Origin of the sequence: Halomonas alkalicola (assembly GCF_030704205.1) — a bacterium.
Classification (GTDB): domain Bacteria; phylum Pseudomonadota; class Gammaproteobacteria; order Pseudomonadales; family Halomonadaceae; genus Halomonas; species Halomonas alkalicola.
Genome location: NZ_CP131913.1, coordinates 3,244,712 through 3,266,564, shown reverse-complemented (window position 1 = coordinate 3,266,564; position 21,853 = coordinate 3,244,712). Strand labels below are relative to the sequence as shown.

At 64.8% G+C, this 21,853-nt stretch carries 17 protein-coding genes, 2 tRNA genes and 3 rRNA genes; 9 read left to right on the top strand and 13 right to left on the bottom strand.

Annotated elements, in window-relative coordinates:
• Positions 1-60: 60 nt before the first annotated feature.
• On the top strand, positions 61-516 hold the full coding sequence (gene slyA / locus B6N23_RS15340; protein WP_119020611.1) for a transcriptional regulator SlyA: 456 nt from the start codon (positions 61-63) through the stop codon (positions 514-516).
• A gap of 20 nt (positions 517-536) precedes the next feature.
• Here slyA and B6N23_RS15335 read toward each other — a convergent pair whose 3' ends face one another.
• The gene (locus tag B6N23_RS15335) at positions 537-1,067 is read right to left on the bottom strand and encodes a preprotein translocase subunit YajC (protein ID WP_305500445.1); all 531 of its coding nucleotides are present in this window, start codon (positions 1,065-1,067) and stop codon (positions 537-539) included.
• 117 nt (positions 1,068-1,184) lie between these two features.
• Between B6N23_RS15335 and B6N23_RS15330 the strand changes: the two genes are divergently transcribed.
• Positions 1,185-1,640: a universal stress protein gene (locus B6N23_RS15330; protein WP_169958818.1), complete on the top strand. Its 456-nt coding sequence runs from the start codon at positions 1,185-1,187 to the stop codon at positions 1,638-1,640.
• Between the two features lie 166 nt (positions 1,641-1,806).
• On the opposite strand, the gene B6N23_RS15325 is transcribed toward B6N23_RS15330, so the two are convergent.
• Entirely contained in the window at positions 1,807-3,759 is a 1,953-nt protein-coding gene (locus B6N23_RS15325; protein WP_305500438.1) for an ATP-binding cassette domain-containing protein, read from the bottom strand.
• A 146-nt stretch (positions 3,760-3,905) separates the two neighbouring features.
• Here B6N23_RS15325 and B6N23_RS15320 point away from each other — a divergent pair, with 146 nt between their 5' ends.
• Complete coding sequence (locus B6N23_RS15320; RefSeq protein WP_169958820.1) at positions 3,906-4,778, top strand: TatD family hydrolase; 873 nt, start codon at positions 3,906-3,908, stop codon at positions 4,776-4,778.
• A gap of 25 nt (positions 4,779-4,803) precedes the next feature.
• Complete coding sequence (locus B6N23_RS15315) at positions 4,804-5,346, top strand: hypothetical protein (RefSeq protein ID WP_249322165.1); 543 nt, start codon at positions 4,804-4,806, stop codon at positions 5,344-5,346.
• 7 nt (positions 5,347-5,353) lie between these two features.
• On the opposite strand, the gene B6N23_RS15310 is transcribed toward B6N23_RS15315, so the two are convergent.
• Both B6N23_RS15310 and B6N23_RS15305 read right to left on the bottom strand, forming a co-directional pair.
• Positions 5,354-7,546 carry a thiamine pyrophosphate-dependent enzyme gene (locus tag B6N23_RS15310; protein ID WP_305500434.1) on the bottom strand — a complete coding sequence of 731 codons (2,193 nt, stop codon included), beginning with the start codon at positions 7,544-7,546 and terminating at the stop codon, positions 5,354-5,356.
• A gap of 68 nt (positions 7,547-7,614) precedes the next feature.
• Positions 7,615-8,181, bottom strand: a complete 567-nt coding sequence (locus B6N23_RS15305; protein WP_119023376.1) for an elongation factor P hydroxylase — start codon at positions 8,179-8,181, stop codon at positions 7,615-7,617.
• A gap of 129 nt (positions 8,182-8,310) precedes the next feature.
• Here B6N23_RS15305 and B6N23_RS15300 point away from each other — a divergent pair, with 129 nt between their 5' ends.
• From B6N23_RS15300 to B6N23_RS15290, 3 genes are all read left to right on the top strand, one after another.
• Positions 8,311-9,762, top strand: coding sequence for an MATE family efflux transporter (locus B6N23_RS15300; RefSeq protein WP_249322167.1), 1,452 nt, complete (start codon positions 8,311-8,313; stop codon positions 9,760-9,762).
• On the top strand, positions 9,743-10,792 hold the full coding sequence (locus B6N23_RS15295; RefSeq protein ID WP_305500430.1) for a DUF3080 family protein: 1,050 nt from the start codon (positions 9,743-9,745) through the stop codon (positions 10,790-10,792). The genes B6N23_RS15300 and B6N23_RS15295 overlap by 20 nt, the downstream gene beginning before the upstream one ends.
• A gap of 144 nt (positions 10,793-10,936) precedes the next feature.
• On the top strand, positions 10,937-11,650 hold the full coding sequence (locus B6N23_RS15290) for a hypothetical protein (RefSeq protein ID WP_110070448.1): 714 nt from the start codon (positions 10,937-10,939) through the stop codon (positions 11,648-11,650).
• 14 nt (positions 11,651-11,664) lie between these two features.
• On the opposite strand, the gene tusA is transcribed toward B6N23_RS15290, so the two are convergent.
• Positions 11,665-11,928, bottom strand: coding sequence for a sulfurtransferase TusA (gene tusA, locus B6N23_RS15285; RefSeq protein WP_305500428.1), 264 nt, complete (start codon positions 11,926-11,928; stop codon positions 11,665-11,667).
• Positions 11,929-11,972: 44 nt separating this feature from the next.
• Between tusA and B6N23_RS15280 the strand changes: the two genes are divergently transcribed.
• Complete coding sequence (locus B6N23_RS15280; protein WP_110070446.1) at positions 11,973-12,263, top strand: antibiotic biosynthesis monooxygenase family protein; 291 nt, start codon at positions 11,973-11,975, stop codon at positions 12,261-12,263.
• A gap of 50 nt (positions 12,264-12,313) precedes the next feature.
• Here the strand turns inward: B6N23_RS15280 and rlmM are convergent, their stop codons facing one another.
• Both rlmM and B6N23_RS15270 read right to left on the bottom strand, forming a co-directional pair.
• On the bottom strand, positions 12,314-13,384 hold the full coding sequence (rlmM, locus tag B6N23_RS15275; RefSeq protein ID WP_305500425.1) for a 23S rRNA (cytidine(2498)-2'-O)-methyltransferase RlmM: 1,071 nt from the start codon (positions 13,382-13,384) through the stop codon (positions 12,314-12,316).
• On the bottom strand, positions 13,381-13,812 hold the full coding sequence (locus B6N23_RS15270) for a DUF2721 domain-containing protein (protein WP_305500423.1): 432 nt from the start codon (positions 13,810-13,812) through the stop codon (positions 13,381-13,383). The genes rlmM and B6N23_RS15270 overlap by 4 nt, the downstream gene beginning before the upstream one ends.
• A 297-nt stretch (positions 13,813-14,109) precedes the next feature.
• Here B6N23_RS15270 and gdhA point away from each other — a divergent pair, with 297 nt between their 5' ends.
• Positions 14,110-15,462: an NADP-specific glutamate dehydrogenase gene (gdhA, locus tag B6N23_RS15265; protein ID WP_110070443.1), complete on the top strand. Its 1,353-nt coding sequence runs from the start codon at positions 14,110-14,112 to the stop codon at positions 15,460-15,462.
• A gap of 111 nt (positions 15,463-15,573) precedes the next feature.
• Here the strand turns inward: gdhA and B6N23_RS15260 are convergent, their stop codons facing one another.
• The 6 genes from B6N23_RS15260 to B6N23_RS15235 form a co-directional block, all read right to left on the bottom strand.
• Positions 15,574-15,735, bottom strand: coding sequence for a hypothetical protein (locus B6N23_RS15260; protein WP_162900024.1), 162 nt, complete (start codon positions 15,733-15,735; stop codon positions 15,574-15,576).
• Between the two features lie 170 nt (positions 15,736-15,905).
• Positions 15,906-16,021: ribosomal RNA gene (gene rrf, locus B6N23_RS15255) — 5S ribosomal RNA — on the bottom strand.
• Between the two features lie 84 nt (positions 16,022-16,105).
• A 23S ribosomal RNA gene (locus B6N23_RS15250) occupies positions 16,106-19,006 on the bottom strand.
• A gap of 228 nt (positions 19,007-19,234) precedes the next feature.
• Positions 19,235-19,310: transfer RNA gene (locus tag B6N23_RS15245), tRNA-Ala, on the bottom strand.
• A 210-nt stretch (positions 19,311-19,520) separates the two neighbouring features.
• Positions 19,521-19,597: transfer RNA gene (locus tag B6N23_RS15240), tRNA-Ile, on the bottom strand.
• Positions 19,598-19,690: 93 nt separating this feature from the next.
• A 16S ribosomal RNA gene (locus B6N23_RS15235) occupies positions 19,691-21,229 on the bottom strand.
• The 16S, 23S and 5S rRNA genes sit together here with 2 tRNA genes alongside, the layout of an rRNA operon.
• Positions 21,230-21,853 lie beyond the last annotated feature (624 nt).

The window sequence follows — 21,853 nt, the reverse complement described above, 5'->3', positions numbered from 1 at the left end:
CTTGCATTCCACGCGTCGAGTTCACAAAATCCAGCGAACGCCCATGGAATGCCCAGACTCATGCATGAAAATATCGGTTTCCAGCTCGGCCGCCTGCCACGTCTGTGGCGCGCCATCATCGACGAGCGCCTGGCGCCCCTGGGCCTGACCCAGACGCGCTGGGTGACGCTCTACCACCTGTGGCGACTCGGCGACGGCCAGCCCCAGTGCGACCTGGCTCGCGCCATCGGCGTGGAGGCCCCCTCCCTGGTGCGCACCCTCGACCAGCTCTCCCGCCAGGGACTGGTGGAGCGGCGCCCCTGCGACCAGGACCGCCGCACCAAGCGAGTCTTTCTCACCCCCGAGGCCACCCCGCTGCTCGAGCGGATCGACGCCGTGGTACGCGAGGCCCGCAGCGAGATGTTCGCGGGCATGAGCGACCAGGACCTGGCGACACTGGCCGAACTGCTCTCCCGCATCGAGGACAACGGCCTGACCATCCAAGCCCGCGACGCCGAGGAGAAGGCCCGGGGCTAGACTCGGGGCTAAGCCCGGGGCTAAGCCCGGGGCTGCCCTAGGGGCACCGAGACGGCGCCGTCGTCCGGTCGCCCGGCCAGGGCATCACGCAGCGCCACGAAGTCCTCCAGGTAGGTGGAGAAGCGCGGGAAGTCCTGAGACTCCCACCACCACAGCGTCAGCGCATGCCGGTGGGACTCCACCACGATGGCATCCTGAGGCAGCCGCTCCAGCAGCGCCTTGAGGCGGACCTCCAGCGCCTCGGGCAGCGGGCGCAGCGGCTCCCGCCGCCAGCGCCAGCCGTGCGCGAAGGCCTTCAGCGCCGCGCTGGCGTGGTCGTCTCGTACCAGCACGAAATCGGGACCGGGGCGCTCCTGGGGATAGCGCCAGCGATAGGCGGGCATGGTCGTCTCGATGCCGTGCAGCGGCGGTTTCTCCAGCTTGACGGTGAGCCCGGTCTTGATCGCCGCCGTGCGCAGCGCCGAGATGCGCCGCTGCCGCGGACTGGGCTTGAGCCACATCACCGGCGAGACCACCAGCAGCAGGGCAAAGAGGATGAAGAACCAGGTCATCGCCATCTCCAGATCGGGTTGATGCGTGAGTCTTGATACAAGTCGTTGTCTTGCCGTGTCAGGCGGCCTAGAGTGAAGGCATCCTGCTTCATCTCGATATCCACTAGGAGCCCTGCCATGAGCAACGAATACCGCCACGTCCTGGTCGCCGTGGACCTGACCAAGGACTCCCACAAGGTCCTGGAGCGCGCGGCCCAGATCGCCGAGCGCAACCAGAATGCAAAGCTCTCCATCATGCACACCCTGGAGCCGCTGGGCTTCGCCTACGGTGGCGACATCCCCATGGATCTCACCAGCATCCAGGACCAGCTCGACGAGCATGCCAAGCAGCGCCTGGCCGAGATCGCCGACCCGCACGTGGCCAAGGAGAACCAGCACGTGCTGGTGGGCATGCCGGACACCGAGATCCATCGCTTCGCCGAGGAGAATGGCGTGGACCTGATCGTGGTCGGCTCCCACGGCCGTCACGGCTTCGCCCTGCTGCTGGGCTCCACCTCCACCGGCGTGCTGCACGGCGCCCAGTGCGATGTCCTCGCCGTTCGGGTGGGCAAAAAGGGCGAGAGCGCCGAGTAACGGAAGCGCTGCTTGTCTGCTGCGCTCGATATCCTGGCCGCCGGCGGTGCTCGCTCTCCTCATGTAGCGAGCTACACTCCGGGAGCTGCGCTCCGGCGGCGACCAGCCTATCTTCGCTCGCGACGCCAATCAGCGCATCCTTATCTTTAATAAGGCTTTGCCTTGATTACTCCCCGGCGGCGAGGGCCTCCAACTCCATCCACCGCTCCATGGCGGCGTCCAGCTCGGCCTGCAGGGCCCCCAGCGCCTCCAGGGTGGCCGTGACCGTCGCCGCGTCCTGCTGGTAGAAGGCCGGATCGCCCACCTTCGCCTCGAACGCGGCGACCTCTCCTTCCATCCGCTCGATCTCGGCCGGCAGGGCATCGAGCTCGCGCTGCAGCTTGTAGGAGAGCTTGGCCGGCTTTTTCCCTCCTCCCGCTGAGGGCTCCTGCGCCGCTGCCGCCTTCGAGGTCGGCGGCGACTGCTCGGCCATCTCCTCGGTGGTCCGGGACGGCTCGACCCGCTGGCGGGCGGCTCCCTCCCAGGGCGCCGGGGGCAGCTTGCCGCCCTGGCGCACCCAGTCCGTATAGCCGCCCACGTACTCGCGCACCCGTCCCTCCCCCTCGAAGGCCAGTACGCTGGTCACCACGTTGTCCATGAAGGCGCGGTCGTGGGAGACCAGCAGCAGGGTGCCGTCGAAATCGAGCAGCAGCTCCTCGAGCAGCTCCAGGGTCTCCACGTCGAGGTCGTTGGTGGGCTCGTCGAGCACCAGCACGTTGGCCGGCTGGGTGAACAGCTTGGCCAGCAGCAGGCGGTTGGACTCTCCCCCCGAGAGCGCCTTGACCGGCTGGCGGACCCGCTCCGGGGTGAACAGGAAGTCCTGCAGGTAGCTCATTACATGGCGGTCGCGACCGCCCACCGTGACCCGATCGCTGCCCTGGGCCACGTTGTCGTAGACGCTCTTCTCGGGCTCGAGCCCCCCGCGCAGCTGGTCGAAGTAGGCTACCTGCAGCTTGGTGCCGAGCTGCACCTTGCCCTCGCTGGGCGCAAGCTCGCCGAGCAGGATCTTGAGCAGGGTGGTCTTGCCGGCGCCGTTGCGGCCGATGAAGCCGATGCGGTCTCCGCGCTGGATCTCCAGGGAGAGGTCGCGGATCACCGCCTCGTCGCCGAAGCGCTGGGTGACGTGCTCCAGCGCCACCACCCGCTTGCCGCTGCGCTCGCCGCTGTCCACGCTGAGGCTGGCCTTGCCCTGGCGCTCGCGGCGCTCACCGCGCTCGCGGCGCAGCTGCTCCAGGGCCCGCACCCGCCCCTCGTTGCGGGTGCGCCGCGCCTTGATGCCCTGGCGGATCCACGCCTCCTCCTGGGCGAGCTTCTTGTCGAACTCGGCATTCTCGCGAGCCTCCACTTCCAGCTCGTGGGCCTTCTGGGTCTGGTATTTCGCGTAGTCCCCCGGGTAGCGCCCGAGGCGCCCGCGGTCGAGCTCGAGGATGGCCGTGGCCAGCTTCGACAGGAAGGCGCGGTCGTGGGTGATGAAGAGCACCGCGCCGTTGAAGGCAGCCAGCTGCTCCTCGAGCCAGGCGATGGTGTCGAGATCCAGGTGGTTGGTGGGCTCGTCGAGCAGCAGCAGGTCGGGCTCCGCGACCAGCGCCCGGGCCAGCGCCACGCGCCGGCGCCAGCCGCCGGAGAGCGCGGCCATCTCGGCGTCCTCGGGCAGCCCCAGGCGGGTCAGCACCACGTCGATGCGCTGGTGGAAGGACCAGCCGTCGATCGCCTCGAGGCGCGTCTGCAGCTCGGCCATGCGGCGCATGTCGGGCTCGTCCTCGTGGATCAGGTGATGGTACTCGGAGAGCAGCTCGCCGGCCTCGGGCAGGCCGCCGGCCACCACGTCGAAGATGGTCTGGCCAGAGGCCTCGGGCAGGTCCTGGGCGAGCACGCCGATCTTGAGCCCCGGGGCGCGCCAGATATTGCCGCCGTCGGGCAGGATCTCGCCGGACACCAGCTTGAGCAGCGTCGACTTGCCGGTGCCGTTGCGCCCCACCAGGGCCAGCCGTTCCCCCCTCTCCAGCACCAGGTCGGCGCCGTCGAGCAGGACATGGGTACCGTAGGCCAGTTGCAGCTGTTCCAGACGTAGCAGGGTCACGCGCACACCTCATCGAATCGCGAAGGCGGCTAGTGTAGCGCAACTCCGGCCCGACGTGGCCGTGCCGCCATGGTGAGCGCTCGCGATCCCGAGTACACTGCGCCGCGCCGCGACATCCCGGACATCACGACCACAGGAGCTACCCCTTGGCTGACCCGACCGCCCCCTTCGATGACTTCCTGCCGGAGGCCCTGCGCCTGCGCGCGGCGGCGCCGCTGGTGGACATCGGCGCCAACCTGACCCACGAAAGCTTCGCCCGTGACCTCCCCGCGGTGCTCGGCCGCGCCAGGGCGGCCAACGTCACCGCCCTGATCCTCACCGGCACCGACCGCGAGCATGCCGAACAGGCGGTGGCGATGGCCCGCCGGTGCAGCGAACCGGGCCTGGCCCTGTATGCCACCGCCGGGGTGCACCCCCACGACGCCAGCCGCTGGGATGCCGGCCTCGCCGCTGCCATGGCCGACCTCCACCGCCAGCCCGAGGTGGTGGCGGTGGGCGAGTGCGGGCTCGACTTCAACCGCAACTTCTCCACCCCCGCCGAGCAGGAGCGCGCCTTCGAGGCCCAGCTGGGCCTGGCGGTGGAGTGCGGCAAGCCGCTGTTCCTGCACGAGCGCGACGCGGGCCGGCGCATGCGCGAGATGCTCCACGCCTTCCGCGACGATATCGGCGACGCCGTGGTCCACTGCTTCACCGCGGACCGCGACACCCTCTTCGGCTACCTGGATCTCGACCTGCACATCGGCCTGACCGGCTGGCTGTGTGACGAGCGCCGTGGCCACCACCTGCGTGAGCTGGTCGGCGAGATTCCCCTGAACCGCCTGATGGTGGAAACCGACTGCCCCTACCTGCTGCCGCGCAATTTACCTGCCAAACTCAAGGGCAGACGCCATGAGCCGGCGCTGCTGCCGTGGATCGTGCGCGAGATCGCCCACTGGCGCGGCATCGATGAGGAAGCACTGGCCAGGGCCACCAGCGACACCGCCCGCGCCTTCTTCCGCCTGCCGGCCGCCCGGCCCTGACCCCGACACACCAGGAGACCTGAACATGCCCGACCTGCCCGGCTTTATCGCCGTGGAGACCGGCGAGGATGGCGGCCTGCCACTGGCCATCGCCTGGACGCTGCCCGACGGGCGCGTCAAGCACACCCTGATACAGCCCGAGGACGACTGGCTCGACGCCGAGATGATCTCCCTGGGGGAGTACAGCCTCGAGGAGCTCAACAGCATGGGCGTGAGCCCGCTGGATGTGATCCGCGAGCTGGAGAACGACCACTTCAGCGACACCCTCTACACCGCCGGGGTCAGCGACGACGAGGCCGCCCTGTCGCGGCTGTTCGACACCTACGGCCTCGACCCCTTCGTGGAGCTGGCGCCCGCCGAGAGCCTCTACAACGGCATTCCCCCCGGCGAATGGTCCCGGGCCCGCGGCGAGATGTTCGGCGAGCTGGGCCTGGAGCCGCTGCGCCCGGAGCACGAGGTGGAAGTGATGCTGCACCTCCACCAGCGCATGAGCGGCGCCGACCTCGATGGCACCATCGACAACGACTTCGACATCGACGACAGCCAGGCCGGCGACGACGAGGCCTGAGCCGGCGTCAGGCCCCGGCCAGCAGCTCCCGGGCGCGCTCGATGATCCTCGCCCGGGAGGGCAGCGTCACGGTGGCCGCCGGCCCCAGCGGGATGAAGCTGTCCTCCGCGGTCAGCCGCGCCAGACGCTCGCTCGCCATGCCCCGCTCCACCAGGCCGGTGATCAGCTCCTCGCTGGGCGAGCCCGAGCGGCGGCACTCGTCGACGACCAGCACCCGCCGGCAGCCGGCGACCGCCCGGTGCACGGCGTCGTGGTCGATGGGGGTCAACCAGCGCAGGTCAACGATGCGCAGCCGCTGACCCGCCGGGTCGATCTCCGCGGCCGCCTGGCGGGCCAGGTAGACGCCGTTGCCATAGGTGATGATGGCCAGGTCGACGCCCTCGCCCCACTGGCCGAGTTCACCCACCGGCAGGCAGTGCGTCGGCCCCGGATCGGGGAAGCACCAGCCATCGTCTCCCTCCTCCAGCAGGTCGCGCGTATGGTAGAGCGCGATCGGCTCGATGATGACCACCACCCGCTGCGCCTCGTCGGCCAGACGCACCGCCTCCTGCAGCAGCCCCACGGCGTCGGCGGCATTCGACGGGCAGGCCACCAGCAGGCCCGGGATATCGCGCAGCACGGCGATGGCGTTGTCGTTGTGAAAGTGCCCGCCGAAGCCCTTCTGGTAGCCGAGCCCGGCGATGCGCACCACCAGGGGATTGGTGAACTGGCCATTCGAGAAGAAGCTCAGCGTTGCCGCCTCCCCGCGCAGCTGGTCCTCGGCGTTGTGCAGGTAGGCCAGGAACTGGATCTCCAGCAGCGGCACCAGGCCGTTGTGGGCCAGGCCGATGCCGAGCCCCAGGATGCTCTGCTCGTCGAGCAGGGTATCGATCACGCGATGTGGGCCGAAGCGGGCCTGCAGCCGCTGGGTCACCCCGTAGACGCCCCCCTTGCGGCCGATATCCTCGCCGGCCATCACCAGGTGGGGGTAGCTGGCCATCAGCCGCTGCAGGGCCTGGTTGAGCAGCTTCGCCATGGTGCCCGGGAGGGGCGCCGACTCGACCTCGACCGGGTCCGTCAGCCGTCGCCCGGGACGCGAGGGTGGCACGATGCTGGCCATCACCTCGGCGGCCGAGACCAGCTTCGGGCGGCGAATCGCCTCCTCGGCGAACCGTGCCACCTCCTCGCCGATGCGCCGGTAGCGGCTGGCGATCTCGTCCCGGGAGAGCACCCCGTGACGACGCAGCAGGCCGGCGCCGTAGAGCAGCGGGTCGCGGGCCTCGTCGGCGGCGATGCGTGACGGCGAGAGGTAGGCCTGCTGGGCATCGGAGCCGGCGTGACCGAACAGCCGCACGCAGCGCATATGCAGAAACACCGGCTGCTTGCGGTGGCGCGCGATGTGCGCGGCCTCCCGGGCGGTGCGCCAGGTGTCGATCAGGTCTAGACCATCGCAGGCCAGGTAGTGGAAGCCGGGACGGGTGCCCATGCTCGCCTCGATCCAGCCGGAGGGCGTGGGCGTGGAGATGCCGATGCCGTTGTCCTCGCAGACCATCACCAGCGGCAGCGGGGCGCCCTGATAGGCCGCCCAGCCGGCGGCATTGAGCGCCCCCTGGGCGGTGGAATGGTTGAAGGAGGCGTCGCCGAAACTGCACAGCACCAGGCTGTCGGCCGGCCACTCGCCGCCGCCGCCCAGGCGACGCCACAGCCCCAGGCTGTGGGCCGCGCCCACCGCCTTGGGCAGATGGGAGGCGATGGTGCTGGTCTGGGGCGGCACGTTGAGCCCCCGGGAGCCCAGCACCTTGTGGCGCCCCCCGGAGATCGGGTCGTCCCGCGATGCCGCAAAGCTGAGCAGCAGGTCCCGAAGCGGTGCCTGGCCGGGCCGCTGGCGGCTGCGCTCGATCAGGAAGGCGGCGTCACGATAGTGCAGGAAGGCGGGGTCGGTGGGTCGCAGGGCCCGGGCAATCGCCGCATTCCCCTCATGGCCGGCGCTGCCGATGGTATAGAAGCCTTCGCCTCGGGCCTGCATGCGACGGGCCTGGAGGTCCAGATGGCGACTCATCAGCTGGGACTCGAACAGCTCGACCAGCGCCTCGGGGGTCAGGGCCGCCTCGTCGAGGTCCCCGCCATGCCCGGTCGCGGGCCAGCGGTCCTGGTCGAGGGCGTCGAGAAAGCGCTGCTCCTGGGGCAGCGGGTCGGGAGAAGGCAAGGAAGGTGTGGCCACGGCGGACTCCGGCTGCCAGGGGGAACGCCTTCAGCCTAGCCGACTTCGCCCGCCACGGACGGCCGCTGTCACACCACCACTTCCCCCTCGGGCGCCAGGAGGCGACCTCCCGCGGCGATGGCGGTCGCAAGGCCTACGCCCTCCCGGTAGTAGCCCTGCAGGGCGCAGCGGAAGGCCGCGGCGCGGCGCGGCAGTCCCTCCCGCTCGTAGCGTTCGGCCCTGGCCTCGACCCGCGCGCGGAAGGCCTCGCGATCCACCTCGACGTCGCCGCCCAGGTTGTCGACGCTGATATGGAAGCGCAGACCACAGGCCCGCGAGAAGAGCAGCTCCAGCGCCTGGGGCGCTACCTCCACCGCCTCGAAATCGCGCTGTTCCCGGGCATCGCGGCCGTCCGGCAGGTACCAGTAGCCGTAGTCTTCCCGCTGCCGGCGCGCCTCGCCGGCGATGCACCAGTGGCTGATCTCGTGCAGGGCGCTGGCATAGAAGCCCCGGGCAAAGATCACCCGGTGGAAGGGCGTGTCGGCATCGGCGGGCAGGTAGAGCGGCTCATCGCCACCGCGAACCAGGCGGGTACGGAAGGTCTCCTGGAACAGGCCATCGAACAGGGCGATGACATCCTCGAGTCGGTGAGTCACGCAGGCTCCACGGGCATGGGGGGACCGCCATTATAGGCGGCTGGCGCCGCGGGCCAAAACCCCTGGGCATTGCTATAGTGAGCGGTTTCCCCGCCCGGCCTGACCCCTGATCGCATGGAGCGCCCGACCTTGTTCACCCCCCTCGCCCGCCTGCTCACTACCGGCCGCCGGGAAACGCGCCCGCTGCTGGCCCTGGCGCTGCCGATCTGCGGCGCCCAGCTGGCCCAGGCTGGCATGAGCGTGGCCGATGTGATGATGACCGGCCGGCTGAGCGCCACCGACCTGGCCGCCGTCTCGGTGGGCTCGAGCCTGTGGCTGCCGCTGATGCTGTTCATGACCGGCACCCTGATGGGGCTGACGCCCATCGTGGCGCAGCTGCTGGGGGGGCGGCGCCTCACCGAGATTCGTCCCAATGTGCATCAGGCCCTGTGGGTGGCGCTGGTGCTGGGCATCGCGGCGGCAGCGCTGCTGTGGTTCGCCGTCCAGCCGATCTTCGTGCTGATGGCGGTGCCCGAGGAGGTGGCCAGCCGCTCGGCGGCCTATCTGGCGGCCGTGGCCTTCGGCATGCCCGGGGCGGCGCTGTTCCAGGCGCTGCGCGCCTTCTCCGACGGCATGAACCATACCCGCCCCTCGCTGTGGATCAGCCTGATCGGCCTGGCCGTCAACATCCCCAGCAACTATGTGCTGATCCACGGTGGCGACGGCCTCACCGCCCTGTTCGGCGACGGGCTGCCGGCCTGGGTTCAGGCGCTCCCGGCACTGGGCGCCCTGGGCTGCGGCATCGCCACGGCGCTGTCGCTGTGGACCATGTGCCTCGCCATGGCCCTCTATACCCGTCGCGCCTCGGCCTATCGGGAGGTCTCGCTGTGGCACTCGCCCACCCCGCCGCGTCTGAAGATGATCGGTGAACTGCTCCATGTGGGCGTGCCCATCGGCGTGGCGATCTTCGTCGAGGTGACCCTGTTCACCGTGATCGCGCTGCTCATCGCCAGCCTCGGCGAGATCACCGTGGCGGCCCACCAGGTAGCGCTCAACTACACCTCGATCCTCTTCATGCTGCCGCTCTCGCTGAGCATGGCGCTGACGGTACGGGTCGGCAATACCCTGGGGCAGGGGCGGCCGGCCCTTGCCCGCCAGGTGGCCACCTTCGGTATAGCCGCCAGCGTGATGGTCGCGCTGCTCAACAGCGCCCTGCTGTGGTTCACCGCGCAACCGGTCATCGCCCTCTATACCCACGACGCGGCCGTGCAACGACTGGCCCTTTCGCTGGTCCTACTGGCCATGATCTTCCAGCTTTCGGACTCCCTGCAGGTGAACCTGGCCGGCGCCCTGCGCGGCTACCGGGACACCCGCATCATCATGCTGATCACCCTGGCCTCCTACTGGCTGGTCGGGCTGGCCGGGGGCCACTGGCTGGGCACCCGCGGCCTGCTCGGGGTGATCGAGCCGATGGGCGTGCACGGCTACTGGGTCGGCCTGATCGGCGGCCTCACCGTGGCGGCCCTCCTGCTCGGCGAGCGCCTCAGGCGGATCAGCGCGGCAGCGGCGGAGGGCAGCTACGATGCGCTGGGCGTTCGTTAACGGCGGCCCTGCCCGGCTGCTGGTCGCGGGGCTGGGTGGCCTGCTGGCCGCCTGCAGCGGCGGCGGCGACAGCAACGACCGGCTCGTCGACTATCAGCGCGAGCTGGCTCGGCGCCTCGACCTGGCGCCCCCCACCCCGGCCGCCCCCGACAAAATCGGCGCCTTTCCCGGCCCGCGTGAGCGTCTGGTGGTGATCCCCGAGACGCGGGAGGGGCTGCTCAACGTCTTTGCGCTGCGCGAATGCCATATCACCACCCTCGTCGCGGAGCGCAACAGCACCCTCGGGCGGGTGGCGCCGGCAAGCCAGGTGTGGCGCTACGAATTGACGCTGTGGCAGCGCCTGAGCGACTGCCTGGAGAGCAAGGTCCCCGAGCGGCTGGCCGATGCGGATCGCGAACGGCTCGAGCGCCTGACCAGGACCAAGACGGAGCAGCTGCCCCGGGCGGCCTGGAATGGGCTGTTCGGCTCCGAGGAGTGGGCCGGCAGCTTCTCGCGGGTGAGCGCGCCGCTGCCGGCGGACGCCCTGGCGCCCCCGGAGGCGCAGCTGGCAGCGCTTGCCTATCTGCAGGCGCTGACCGACCTGCCAGCGCAGACCGATAGCGCAGCGAACGACGTCCCCCCACCCGACCCGGAGGCCCTGGAGGGACATCTGCGCGCCCTCAACGAGCGGCCCTACACCGCCGAACTGCTGCGCACCCTGGTGCTCGCCACCCAGCGCCTGGAGGAGGCCTCGGCGCTGGCCGAGCGTGCCCTGGCGCGCCATGACGGCTGCCTCACGCCGGCCCTGGAGGAGGCCGAGCACGACGAGTGGCTAGCGCAGTGGCTGGAGGCGCTCAGCGGCGCTGCACAGGCCTGGCTGGCCGGGCTCGAGCCCCTCTTCGGCTCGCTGGACTCCCCTCCCGACGCGGTCAGCGCCTACCACCGGGAATGGCTCTCTCGGGAGTCTGCAGCGGCCCCCCTGCCCGCCTTCGAAGCCGCCCGCGATCACCATCAGGCCCTGCGCAGCACCCTGGCAGAGCGCTGCCGGTGAGGCAGCGGATGTGCGACAGGGCTTAACCTCCCCCACCGTCTGTGCTATTGGTGGAAGCCAGAGTGACGCAGTGCGCTTCCGAGCGGCCGTGGAGCCTGGCTCCCCGCGCCGATGCCGTGATCACGCAGCATCTGGAGAGACGTCATGGGAATCCCGCTGTCACACCGCCCCGCCCGGGTCATCGACCTGGAAACGATGCGCCAGCGCCTGCAAGCCAGGCGGCGGCTGATTCGCCTGGCGCCTGAGCTTGACGGCCTCGAGATGGTCTATCGCCTGGCCTCGAGCCCCGACACCCTCTACGGCATGCCGCTGCTGGCCTGGGGCCTGCGCGAGGATGGAGAGGTGGTCGGCATGGTGCCCTGGATGGAGGCTCTGACCCCTTGCCATCGCCTGGATGATCCGGAGCACGGCAGCTTCGTCGGCTATCGTGACCCCGAGACCGAGGAGCTGTTCGAGCAGGCGCCCGAGCACAAGGTGTTCGAGCTCGAGCACGCGGCCGCCTACTTCGACTACGAGGAGACCGAGCAGGTCACCCTCATCCAGCAGATCCCCGAGACCCAGGGCACCCACGCCCTGTGCATGGACGAAGGCGATGCTCCCTGGCAGCTCAAGCAGGTGTTCGGCTGGCGGCTCTACAGCGACGGTGGCGTCGAGGCGCTGCTGGCCGATGAGCGCCTGGTGGAGTCAACCCCGATCCTGCCCGGCGATCCCTGCCTCTACCCCGGCCATAGCCGCCACCGCGTGGTCTACTTCTTCCAGCGCCAGATCGCCAACCGCATTCGTCGCGAGGATCCTGCCACGCTCGAGGCACTGGCGCTGATGGTGATGCCGGAGCCCGGCGACACGCCGCCGGGCTGAGCCGCGGGACAGAATTAGCCCAAGCGGATAAAGTAGCGGTAGCTGCCCTCGAGCTCCTCCTGGCGAACCAGCTCATGGCCCAGAAACTGGCAGAACTTCGGCACATCCCGCGTAGTGGCGGGATCGCTGGCAATGACCTTGAGCACCTCGCCGGAGCGCATGTCACGCACCTTGTTGTGCATCAGCATGATCGGTTCGGGGCAGTAGAGCCCGGTGGTGTCGAGCTCGACCTGAAAGTCGGGCGCCGCCTCGGGCTGGACGTCACGGGAATCAACCATCGATGGCCTCGTCGTTGGGAATAACTCTGTTGGGAGCAAGCTAGATGATCAAGATCATTATCGAACGCCGGATCATGCCGGGGCTCGAGGAGGAGTACGAGGAAGCCGCCCGGGAAGCGATGCGGGAATCCCTCGGCGCGCGCGGCTTCGTGGGCGGCGAGAGCCTCGTCGAACTCGGCCACAGCGAGCGGCGCCTGATGATCACCAAGTGGCGCGACCTGCGCGCCTGGAAGGAATGGTACACCAGCGAGGAGCGCTCCCGGGTGATGCAGCGCCTGCTGCCGCTGCTCACCGAAGAGGAGCGCATCCGCATCTACGAGCCGACCACCCACTGACGCTGGCGGCCAGGGTCGCCCCGGCTGTCGCTCAACGGGCAGCCGGGGGGCTAGTCACGCAGCCGCACGTGCACCGTCACCTCTTCCCGGTCATGGTAGAGGTGACGACAGCTCACCTCCGCGGCAACCCCTGCACTGGCCAGCGCCTGCTCCAGCCGCCCCAGGCAGGCCACCACCTCGGGCCAGCGACGCTTCATCGGCAGCTTGAGATTGAACACCGCCTCGCGGCACCAGCGCCGCACCAGCCAGCGCTCCATCATGGCCTCGACCCGGGCCGGCTTGTCGACGATATCGCATACCAGCCAGTCGAGCCGGTAGGGCGGCTCCCACACGAACCCGTCCTCGCGCAGGTGCTCCACCTGACCGGTCGCCATCAGGGCCTTGTCCATGGGACCGTTGTCGATGGCATAGACATGCATGCCGCGATGAACGAGCTGCCAGGTCCAGCCGCCGGGCGCCGCCCCCAGGTCGGCGGCCTGCATCCCCTCGGCCAGGCGCTCGTCCCACTCTGCGCGCGGCACGAATTCATGCCAGGCCTCCTCGAGCTTGAGCGTTGAGCGACTCGGGGCCGACCTGGGAAAGCGCAGGCGACGGATCCCGCCTGGCTCCTCGCTGCGATTGCCGGGAAAGCTCATGCCCAGTTGGACGCAATCACCGGCGCTCCACAGCAGGTGCAGCCGTCGCCCCCCGGCCTTGCGACGCAGCGCCCCGCGCTTCTTAAGCAGCGACTCCAGCGGCCGCGACAGCGCCTTGGCCAGCCCGGCCAGCGCCTTGCCATCGTTGGTATCCGGCGTCTCGTGCCAGATGCTCTCGAAGCTCCAGCCGGACTCGACCACCTGCTCGGTGATCGGCGAGAGGCGATCCTCCCTGTCCAGCGCCAGCGGCGGTAGCGCCACAAGGCTCTGGCGAGCAAACACCAGCGTGGTGAGCGGCAGGGCACGATGCAGCCCATTGGCCGGCTCTCCATTCGCCACGCAGAAACGAACGAAGCCCCCGCCCACCCCCTGCACGGCCTCACCTGCCCAGCCCGCCGCGGCGACCTTGTCGACCAGCTCCTCGGCCAGGTCGCGCTCGAACCCGGGACGGCAGTAGAGCAGCAGCTCGGATGGCACCCTGCTCATGCGTCACCTCCCCGGCGCCCGGTGCGGGGATTTCCCGCGCTCAACAGATCCTCGATGTCCTGAAGCTGCACGTTCAGGGCATTGGTGGAGATCTGGATTTCCCAGAGCGAGTAGATCAGCGATACCGACAGCGTCACCAGGCTGACCCCGAACAGCACCATGCCGGTGAGCTGGAGCGACAGGAAGAGGGCGAACATTGACAGGGTGCAGAGCAGAAAACTAAGCACCCCGGCCAGCTGCATGCGCTTGGTCAGGGAGATCCGCCGGCGCAGCAGCAGGATCTGCCGCGTGTTGGTCTCCTGGTGCTGGTTGCGCTCCTCGTCGGCCAGCTTGCGGATCAGCTGGGCAAGCACCAGGAAGCGGTTGGTGTAGGCCAGCAGCAGCAGCGAGATGGCCGGAAACAGCAGCGCCGGCGTGGTCAGGGTCAAGGGGAGGCACTCCACAGCGAATGATGGCCCCATGATACCAGCGGGGCGGCCAGCGGCACGAGATACCGCTAGCGTTTAATCACCATTTTTGAAAAGATTCTAATGTATTTATTTGGTGCGAAAGAAAGCGGCAGTTTCAAGCTAATTCGGCTCATATCAATGTCTAACCAACGCATAGCCTATACAGTTGCTGCATAATGGTGCATTGCTTTATATTGTGAATCCCGTGGAAACCACTTCCAGGCTGTCTGCCCGATTGGCGGACACGAAGTCACCTTGCAACACAGGAACACGCCGATGCCCTACGTTCACGACACCCTCGAACGCCTTCGCAAGAGCAGCCCCGCGCAGACGGAGTTCTATCAGGCCGCCGAAGAGGTTCTGGAGTGCCTTCGCCCGCTGTTTCAGCGCAGTCCGCATTACCTGGACCACAGCATCATCGAGCGCATCGTCGAACCCGAGCGCCAGATCATGTTCCGCGTCTGCTGGACCGATGATGATGGCAAGGTACAGGTCAACAAGGGCTACCGCGTGCAGTTCAACTCCGCACTGGGCCCCTACAAGGGCGGGCTGCGCTTCCATCCCAGCGTGACCTCGGGAACCATCAAGTTCCTGGGCTTCGAGCAGATCTTCAAGAATGCCCTGACCGGCCTCGCCATCGGCGGCGGCAAGGGCGGCTCCGACTTCAACCCCAAGGGCAAGTCGGATGGCGAGATCATGCGCTTCTGCCAGTCCTTCATGAACGAGCTCTACCGCCACATCGGCCCGACCACCGACGTGCCGGCCGGTGACATCGGCGTGGGCGCCCGCGAGATCGGCTACCTGTACGGCCAGTACAAGCGCCTCACCGGCCGCTACGAAGGCGTGCTCACCGGCAAGGGGCTGAACTGGGGCGGCTCCATCGGCCGCAAGGAAGCCACCGGCTACGGTGCGGTCTACTTTGCCCAAAACATGCTCGAGGCCCGCGGCGAGAGCATCGAAGGCAAGACCTGCCTGGTCTCCGGCGCCGGCAACGTCGCCATCTACACCATCGAGAAGCTCTACGAGCTGGGTGCCAAGCCGGTCACCTGCTCCGACTCCCGCGGCACCGTCCATGACGCCCGCGGCATCGACCTGGAGCTGCTCAAGGAGCTCAAGGAAGTCAGGCGCGCTTCCCTGGAGGAGTACCTGGCCACGCACCCCGAGGCGGAGTACATCCCGGCCAACCGCTATCCCGAGGATGGCCATGCCGTCTGGCGCTTCAAGGCCGACGCCGCCTTCCCCAGCGCCACCCAGAACGAGCTGACCATCGCCGATGCCCGCGCCCTGCTGGATAACGGCGTCACCTGCATCAGCGAGGGCGCCAACATGCCCTCCACCGCCGAGGCCGTCGACCTCTTCCTCGAGGCCAAGATCGCCTACGGCCCGGGCAAGGCGGCCAATGCCGGCGGCGTGGCCACCAGCCAGCTCGAGATGGCCCAGAACAGCAGCATGGAGCAGTGGCCGCTGGAAAAGGTGGACGCCAAGCTCAAGGAGATCATGGCCAACATCCACAAGCAGTGTGCCGACACCGCCCAGGAGTTCGGTGAGCCGACCAACCTGGTGCTGGGCGCCAATATCGCCGGCTTCCGCAAGGTCGCCGACGCCATGATCGATCAGGGCGTGGTGTAAGCCTTCTCCCGCCAGTCGACAGAAAGAAAAAAGCCCGGGCTGTGAAGCCCGGGCTTTTTTCATGATTCTCCTTCCCCCCTGTGAGAGATGCACAGGAGGGAGAGGCACCGATCAGACGTACGGAAGGTACTCACGGCCGGCCTGGGCCCGGCACTGAGCCTCGGCCATCTTCATCATTGCACGCCACACGCCGCGCAGCAGGGGCATGATGACGGGACGCTGGTCGCTGGCCAGATCCCAGATGGTCGGATAGATCGCCTTGGCATTGCTCATGGGAAAGGACCTCAGGACATGTTCACATTGTCGAGCATTATACCTTAGTCTTTATACCAAAGTCTAATCCCCTGCCCTCTTCCCTCAATGGCGAACCCCCGGCTCGATACGCTGCCGCCATGCGAAAAACCCCGACCATCTCACGATGATCGGGGCTTTTCTCTATAAGTGCCTGACGATGACCTACTCTCACATGGGGAGACCCCACACTACCATCGGCGCTGAGCGGTTTCACTGCTGAGTTCGGCATGGGATCAGGTGGTTCACGCACGCTATGGTCGTCAGGCGAAAAACGGTGAATCATGCTGACGTCGAGACGTCTCGTGCGTATCCGCTGTCATCTGTCATCGACAGACCACTTGGGTGTTATATGGTCAAGCCTCACGGGCAATTAGTATCGGTTAGCTCAACGCCTTGCAGCGCTTCCACACCCGACCTATCAACCAGCTGGTCTCGCTGGGGGCCCTTCAGGAGGCTCAAGGCCTCAGGGAAGTCTCATCTTGAAGGGGGCTTCCCGCTTAGATGCTTTCAGCGGTTATCCTGTCCGCACATAGCTACCCGGCAATGCCACTGGCGTGACAACCGGAACACCAGAGGTGCGTCCACTCCGGTCCTCTCGTACTAGGAGCAGCTCTTCTCAAACTTCCAACGCCCACGGCAGATAGGGACCGAACTGTCTCACGACGTTCTAAACCCAGCTCGCGTACCACTTTAAATGGCGAACAGCCATACCCTTGGGACCGACTTCAGCCCCAGGATGTGATGAGCCGACATCGAGGTGCCAAACACCGCCGTCGATGTGAACTCTTGGGCGGTATCAGCCTGTTATCCCCGGAGTACCTTTTATCCGTTGAGCGATGGCCCTTCCATACAGAACCACCGGATCACTAGAACCTACTTTCGTACCTGCTCGACGTGTCTGTCTCGCAGTCAAGCACCCTTATGCTCTTGCACTCAATGCACGATTTCCAACCGTGCTGAGGGTACCTTCGTGCTCCTCCGTTACGCTTTGGGAGGAGACCGCCCCAGTCAAACTACCCACCACACACGGTCCTCGATCCGGATAACGGACCTGAGTTAGAACGCCAATGATGCCAGGCTGGTATTTCAAGGTTGGCTCCACCCGAACTGGCGTCCGGGTTTCAAAGCCTCCCAGCTATCCTACACAAGCAACATCAGCGTCCAGTGTGAAGCTATAGTAAAGGTTCACGGGGTCTTTCCGTCTAGCCGCGGGTACACAGCATCTTCACTGCGATTTCAATTTCACTGAGTCTCGGGTGGAGACAGCGTGGCCATCATTACGCCATTCGTGCAGGTCGGAACTTACCCGACAAGGAATTTCGCTACCTTAGGACCGTTATAGTTACGGCCGCCGTTTACCGGGGCTTCGATCAGGAGCTTCGCTTGCGCTAACACCATCAATTAACCTTCCGGCACCGGGCAGGCGTCACACCCTATACGTCCGCTTGCGCGTTTGCAGAGTGCTGTGTTTTTAATAAAAACAGTTGCAGCCACCTGGTATCTTCGACCGCCTCGTGCTCCGGGAGCAAGTCCCTTCACACTAACGCGGCGTGCCTTCTCCCGAAGTTACGGCACCATTTTGCCTAGTTCCTTCACCCGAGTTCTCTCAAGCGCCTTGGTATTCTCTACCTGACCACCTGTGTCGGTTTGGGGTACGGTCCCACTGTATCTGAAGCTTAGAGGCTTTTCCTGGAAGCGTGGCATCGATGACTTCCTGACCGTGGTCAGTTCGTCTCGCCTCTCGGCCTTAGGATCCCGGATTTGCCTGAGATCCCAGCCTACTGGCTTTCACCAGGACAACCAACGCCTGGCTCACCTAGCCTTCTTCGTCCCCCCCCATCGCAATACAGTGAGGTACGGGAATATTGACCCGTTTCCCATCGACTACGCCTTTCGGCCTCGCCTTAGGGGCCGACTCACTCTGCTCCGATTAGCGTCGAACAGAAACCTTGGTCTTCCGGCGGGGGGGAGTTTTTCACTCCCCTTGTCGTTACTCATGTCAGCATTCGCACTCGTGATACCTCCAGCAGACTTCTCAATCCACCTTCATCGGCTTACACGACGCTCCTCTACCGCTCATCCAGAGGATGAACCCGTAGCTTCGGCACCTGGTTTGAGCCCCGTTACATCTTCCGCGCAGGCCGACTCGACTAGTGAGCTATTACGCTTTCTTTAAAGGATGGCTGCTTCTAAGCCAACCTCCTAGCTGTCTGAGCCTTCCCACCTCGTTTCCCACTTAACCAGGATTTCGGGGCCTTAGCTGACGGTCTGGGTTGTTTTCCCTTTTCACAACGGACGTTAGCACCCGCTGTGTGTCTCCCACGCTGCACTCACCGGTATTCGGAGTTTGCCTCGGGTTGGTAAGTCGGGATGACCCCCTAGCCGAAACAGTGCTCTACCCCCGGCGGTGATACGTGAGGCGCTACCTAAATAGCTTTTTCGAGGAGAGACCCAGCTATCTCCGGGCTTGATTAGCCTTTCACTCCGATCCACAAGTCATCCAAATCTTTTTCAACAGATCCTGGTTCGGTCCTCCAGTTGATGTTACTCAACCTTCAACCTGCTCATGGATAGATCGCCCGGTTTCGGGTCTATTCCCAGCGACTGGTCGCCCAGTTAAGACTCGGTTTCCCTACGCCTCCCCTATACGGTTAAGCTCGCCACTGAAAATAAGTCGCTGACCCATTATACAAAAGGTACGCGGTCACAGAACAAGTCTGCTCCCACTGCTTGTACGCACACGGTTTCAGGATCTATTTCACTCCCCTCTCCGGGGTTCTTTTCGCCTTTCCCTCACGGTACTGGTTCACTATCGGTCAGCCAGGAGTATTTAGCCTTGGAGGATGGTCCCCCCATATTCAGTCAAGGTTTCACGTGCCCCGACCTACTCGATTTCACATGATCAGATTTTCGACTACGGGGCTATCACCCACTATGGCCGCGCTTCCCAGCGCGTTCGTCTAATCAGTCACATGCTTAAGGGCTGGTCCCCGTTCGCTCGCCGCTACTGGGGGAATCTCGGTTGATTTCTTTTCCTCGGGGTACTTAGATGTTTCAGTTCCCCCGGTTCGCCTCCCAACACCTATGTATTCAGTGTGGGATACCCTGCTTATGCAGGGTGGGTTTCCCCATTCAGAAATGCCCGGGTCACAGGTCGTTTGCCACCTCGCCGAGCCTTATCGCAGGCTACCACGTCTTTCATCGCCTCTGGCTGCCTAGGCATCCACCGTGTGCGCTTCATCGCTTGACCATATAACCCCAAGGGGTCTGATCTGCGATGACAGTTTGACAATTGCCGGATACGCTTGAGACGTATCTCATGTTCTTCCTGAATCTCTCCAGGAAGGAACGTTTGTCAGCATGATTCACATTGTTAAAGAGCAGACTGTCAATCGACAGTCATAAACCGGTCATTGCGAAGTGCAAGGATGGCTTATGACTGCGGATCCGATCAGGTAATGACTGTTGTGGGGGAGGATGGTGGAGCCAAGCGGGATCGAACCGCTGACCTCCTGCGTGCAAGGCAGGCGCTCTCCCAGCTGAGCTATGGCCCCACTGATTACCCAACACTGGGCAATTTTATTCAGACCAAGGCATTTTGTGGCGACGCATAGCCTGCTATGCGAGTCACAAAATAACGCAGGACTGGATAAAATTTGGTGGGTCTGGGCAGATTTGAAACAAACCCCGCGACCTCACCCTTCTCTTCACAGAACTTCCGGGGGTGCGCTCTAACCAACTGAGCTGCCCGGTCGTTCAGAGAATGGTGGGTCTGGGCAGATTTGAACTGCCGACCTCACCCTTATCAGGGGTGCGCTCTAACCAACTGAGCTACAGACCCATTGGTCACGCTGGGCCTATACCCAAACAGTCTTTGCTCTGGTCGATCAGGTAATTCATTGTGAGCACTTGCCGCGTGTCGGGACGTCGTCGATAAGGAGGTGATCCAGCCGCAGGTTCCCCTACGGCTACCTTGTTACGACTTCACCCCAGTCATGAACCACACCGTGGTGATCGCCCTCCGAAGTTAGGCTAACCACTTCTGGTGCAGTCCACTCCCATGGTGTGACGGGCGGTGTGTACAAGGCCCGGGAACGTATTCACCGTGACATTCTGATTCACGATTACTAGCGATTCCGACTTCACGGAGTCGAGTTGCAGACTCCGATCCGGACTGAGACCAGCTTTTCGGGATTAGCTCCACCTCGCGGCTTCGCAACCCTTTGTACCGGCCATTGTAGCACGTGTGTAGCCCTACCCGTAAGGGCCATGATGACTTGACGTCGTCCCCACCTTCCTCCGGTTTGTCACCGGCAGTCTCCTTAGAGTTCCCGACATGACTCGCTGGCAAATAAGGACAAGGGTTGCGCTCGTTACGGGACTTAACCCAACATTTCACAACACGAGCTGACGACAGCCATGCAGCACCTGTCTGTGCGTTCCCGAAGGCACCAAGGCATCTCTACCAAGTTCGCACGATGTCAAGGGTAGGTAAGGTTCTTCGCGTTGCATCGAATTAAACCACATGCTCCACCGCTTGTGCGGGCCCCCGTCAATTCATTTGAGTTTTAACCTTGCGGCCGTACTCCCCAGGCGGTCGACTTATCGCGTTAACTGCGCCACAAAGCTCTCAAGGAGCCCAACGGCTAGTCGACATCGTTTACGGCGTGGACTACCAGGGTATCTAATCCTGTTTGCTACCCACGCTTTCGCACCTCAGCGTCAGTGTCAGTCCAGAAGGCCGCCTTCGCCACTGGTATTCCTCCCGATCTCTACGCATTTCACCGCTACACCGGGAATTCTACCTTCCTCTCCTGCACTCTAGCCTGACAGTTCCGGATGCCGTTCCCAGGTTGAGCCCGGGGCTTTCACAACCGGCTTATCAGACCGCCTACGCGCGCTTTACGCCCAGTAATTCCGATTAACGCTCGCACCCTCCGTATTACCGCGGCTGCTGGCACGGAGTTAGCCGGTGCTTCTTCTGTGGGTGATGTCCTTCCTCGAGGGTATTAGCCCCAAGGCTTTCTTCCCCACTGAAAGTGCTTTACAACCCGAAGGCCTTCTTCACACACGCGGCATGGCTGGATCAGGCTTTCGCCCATTGTCCAATATTCCCCACTGCTGCCTCCCGTAGGAGTTCGGGCCGTGTCTCAGTCCCGATGTGGCTGATCATCCTCTCAGACCAGCTACGGATCGTCGCCTTGGTGAGCCATTACCTCACCAACAAGCTAATCCGACATAGACTCATCCGATAGCGCAAGGTCCGAAGATCCCCTGCTTTCTCCCGTAGGACGTATGCGGTATTAGCCTGGGTTTCCCCAGGTTATCCCCCACTACCGGGCAGATTTCTATGCATTACTCACCCGTCCGCCGCTCGCCACCAGGAAGCAAGCTTCCCGTGCTGCCGCTCGACTTGCATGTGTTAGGCCTGCCGCCAGCGTTCAATCTGAGCCATGATCAAACTCTTCAGTTTAAGATCGTATAGTCCTTACCCTTCAAAGAAGGAAGCGGACCAAACTTGGCTCAAGGTTCAAACGTTCTCAAAAAGATCCGAAGATCTTTGACGAGTCGCTTGCCTTGATGTTTCAGTGACTGGTCACCGACACATCGACAAGCGCCCACATGAATTACCTGATCGATTGTTAAAGAGCGGCTCCCGTCTCGACATTCGAGTGGAGCGTCTCGCTTGCTGTCGGTGAGAGTGAACTCTCTGTCGCCAGCGCCCTGCGAGGAAGGCGCATTCTACCGATTCGCTTCAGCGTGTCAAGCGGCGATTGGCGGTGCGTGGCACCCCGTCCGATTTTCGCTGACTGCCCGCCTCATCTTGCCGAGGCGCTGCGAATAGAGCCCTCAGCGAGCCCTGCAGAACAAGTGGTGCGCATTCTAGCGAATCCGCGGTGAGTGTCAAGCGAGAAGATTTTCGAAACTTTCAAAAATCTCAAGCAGAACAAGCACTTCTACCACCTTTCACCGCCTGCAACCTTGCTGGTCACCGGCAGCGGATGCGTACTTTACGGCTTTCCCCCGAGGGGTGCAACCCCTTCCGCTAGAAAAATGTAGCTCAACGACACGCAAAGGGCCATGACCCATATCAAGA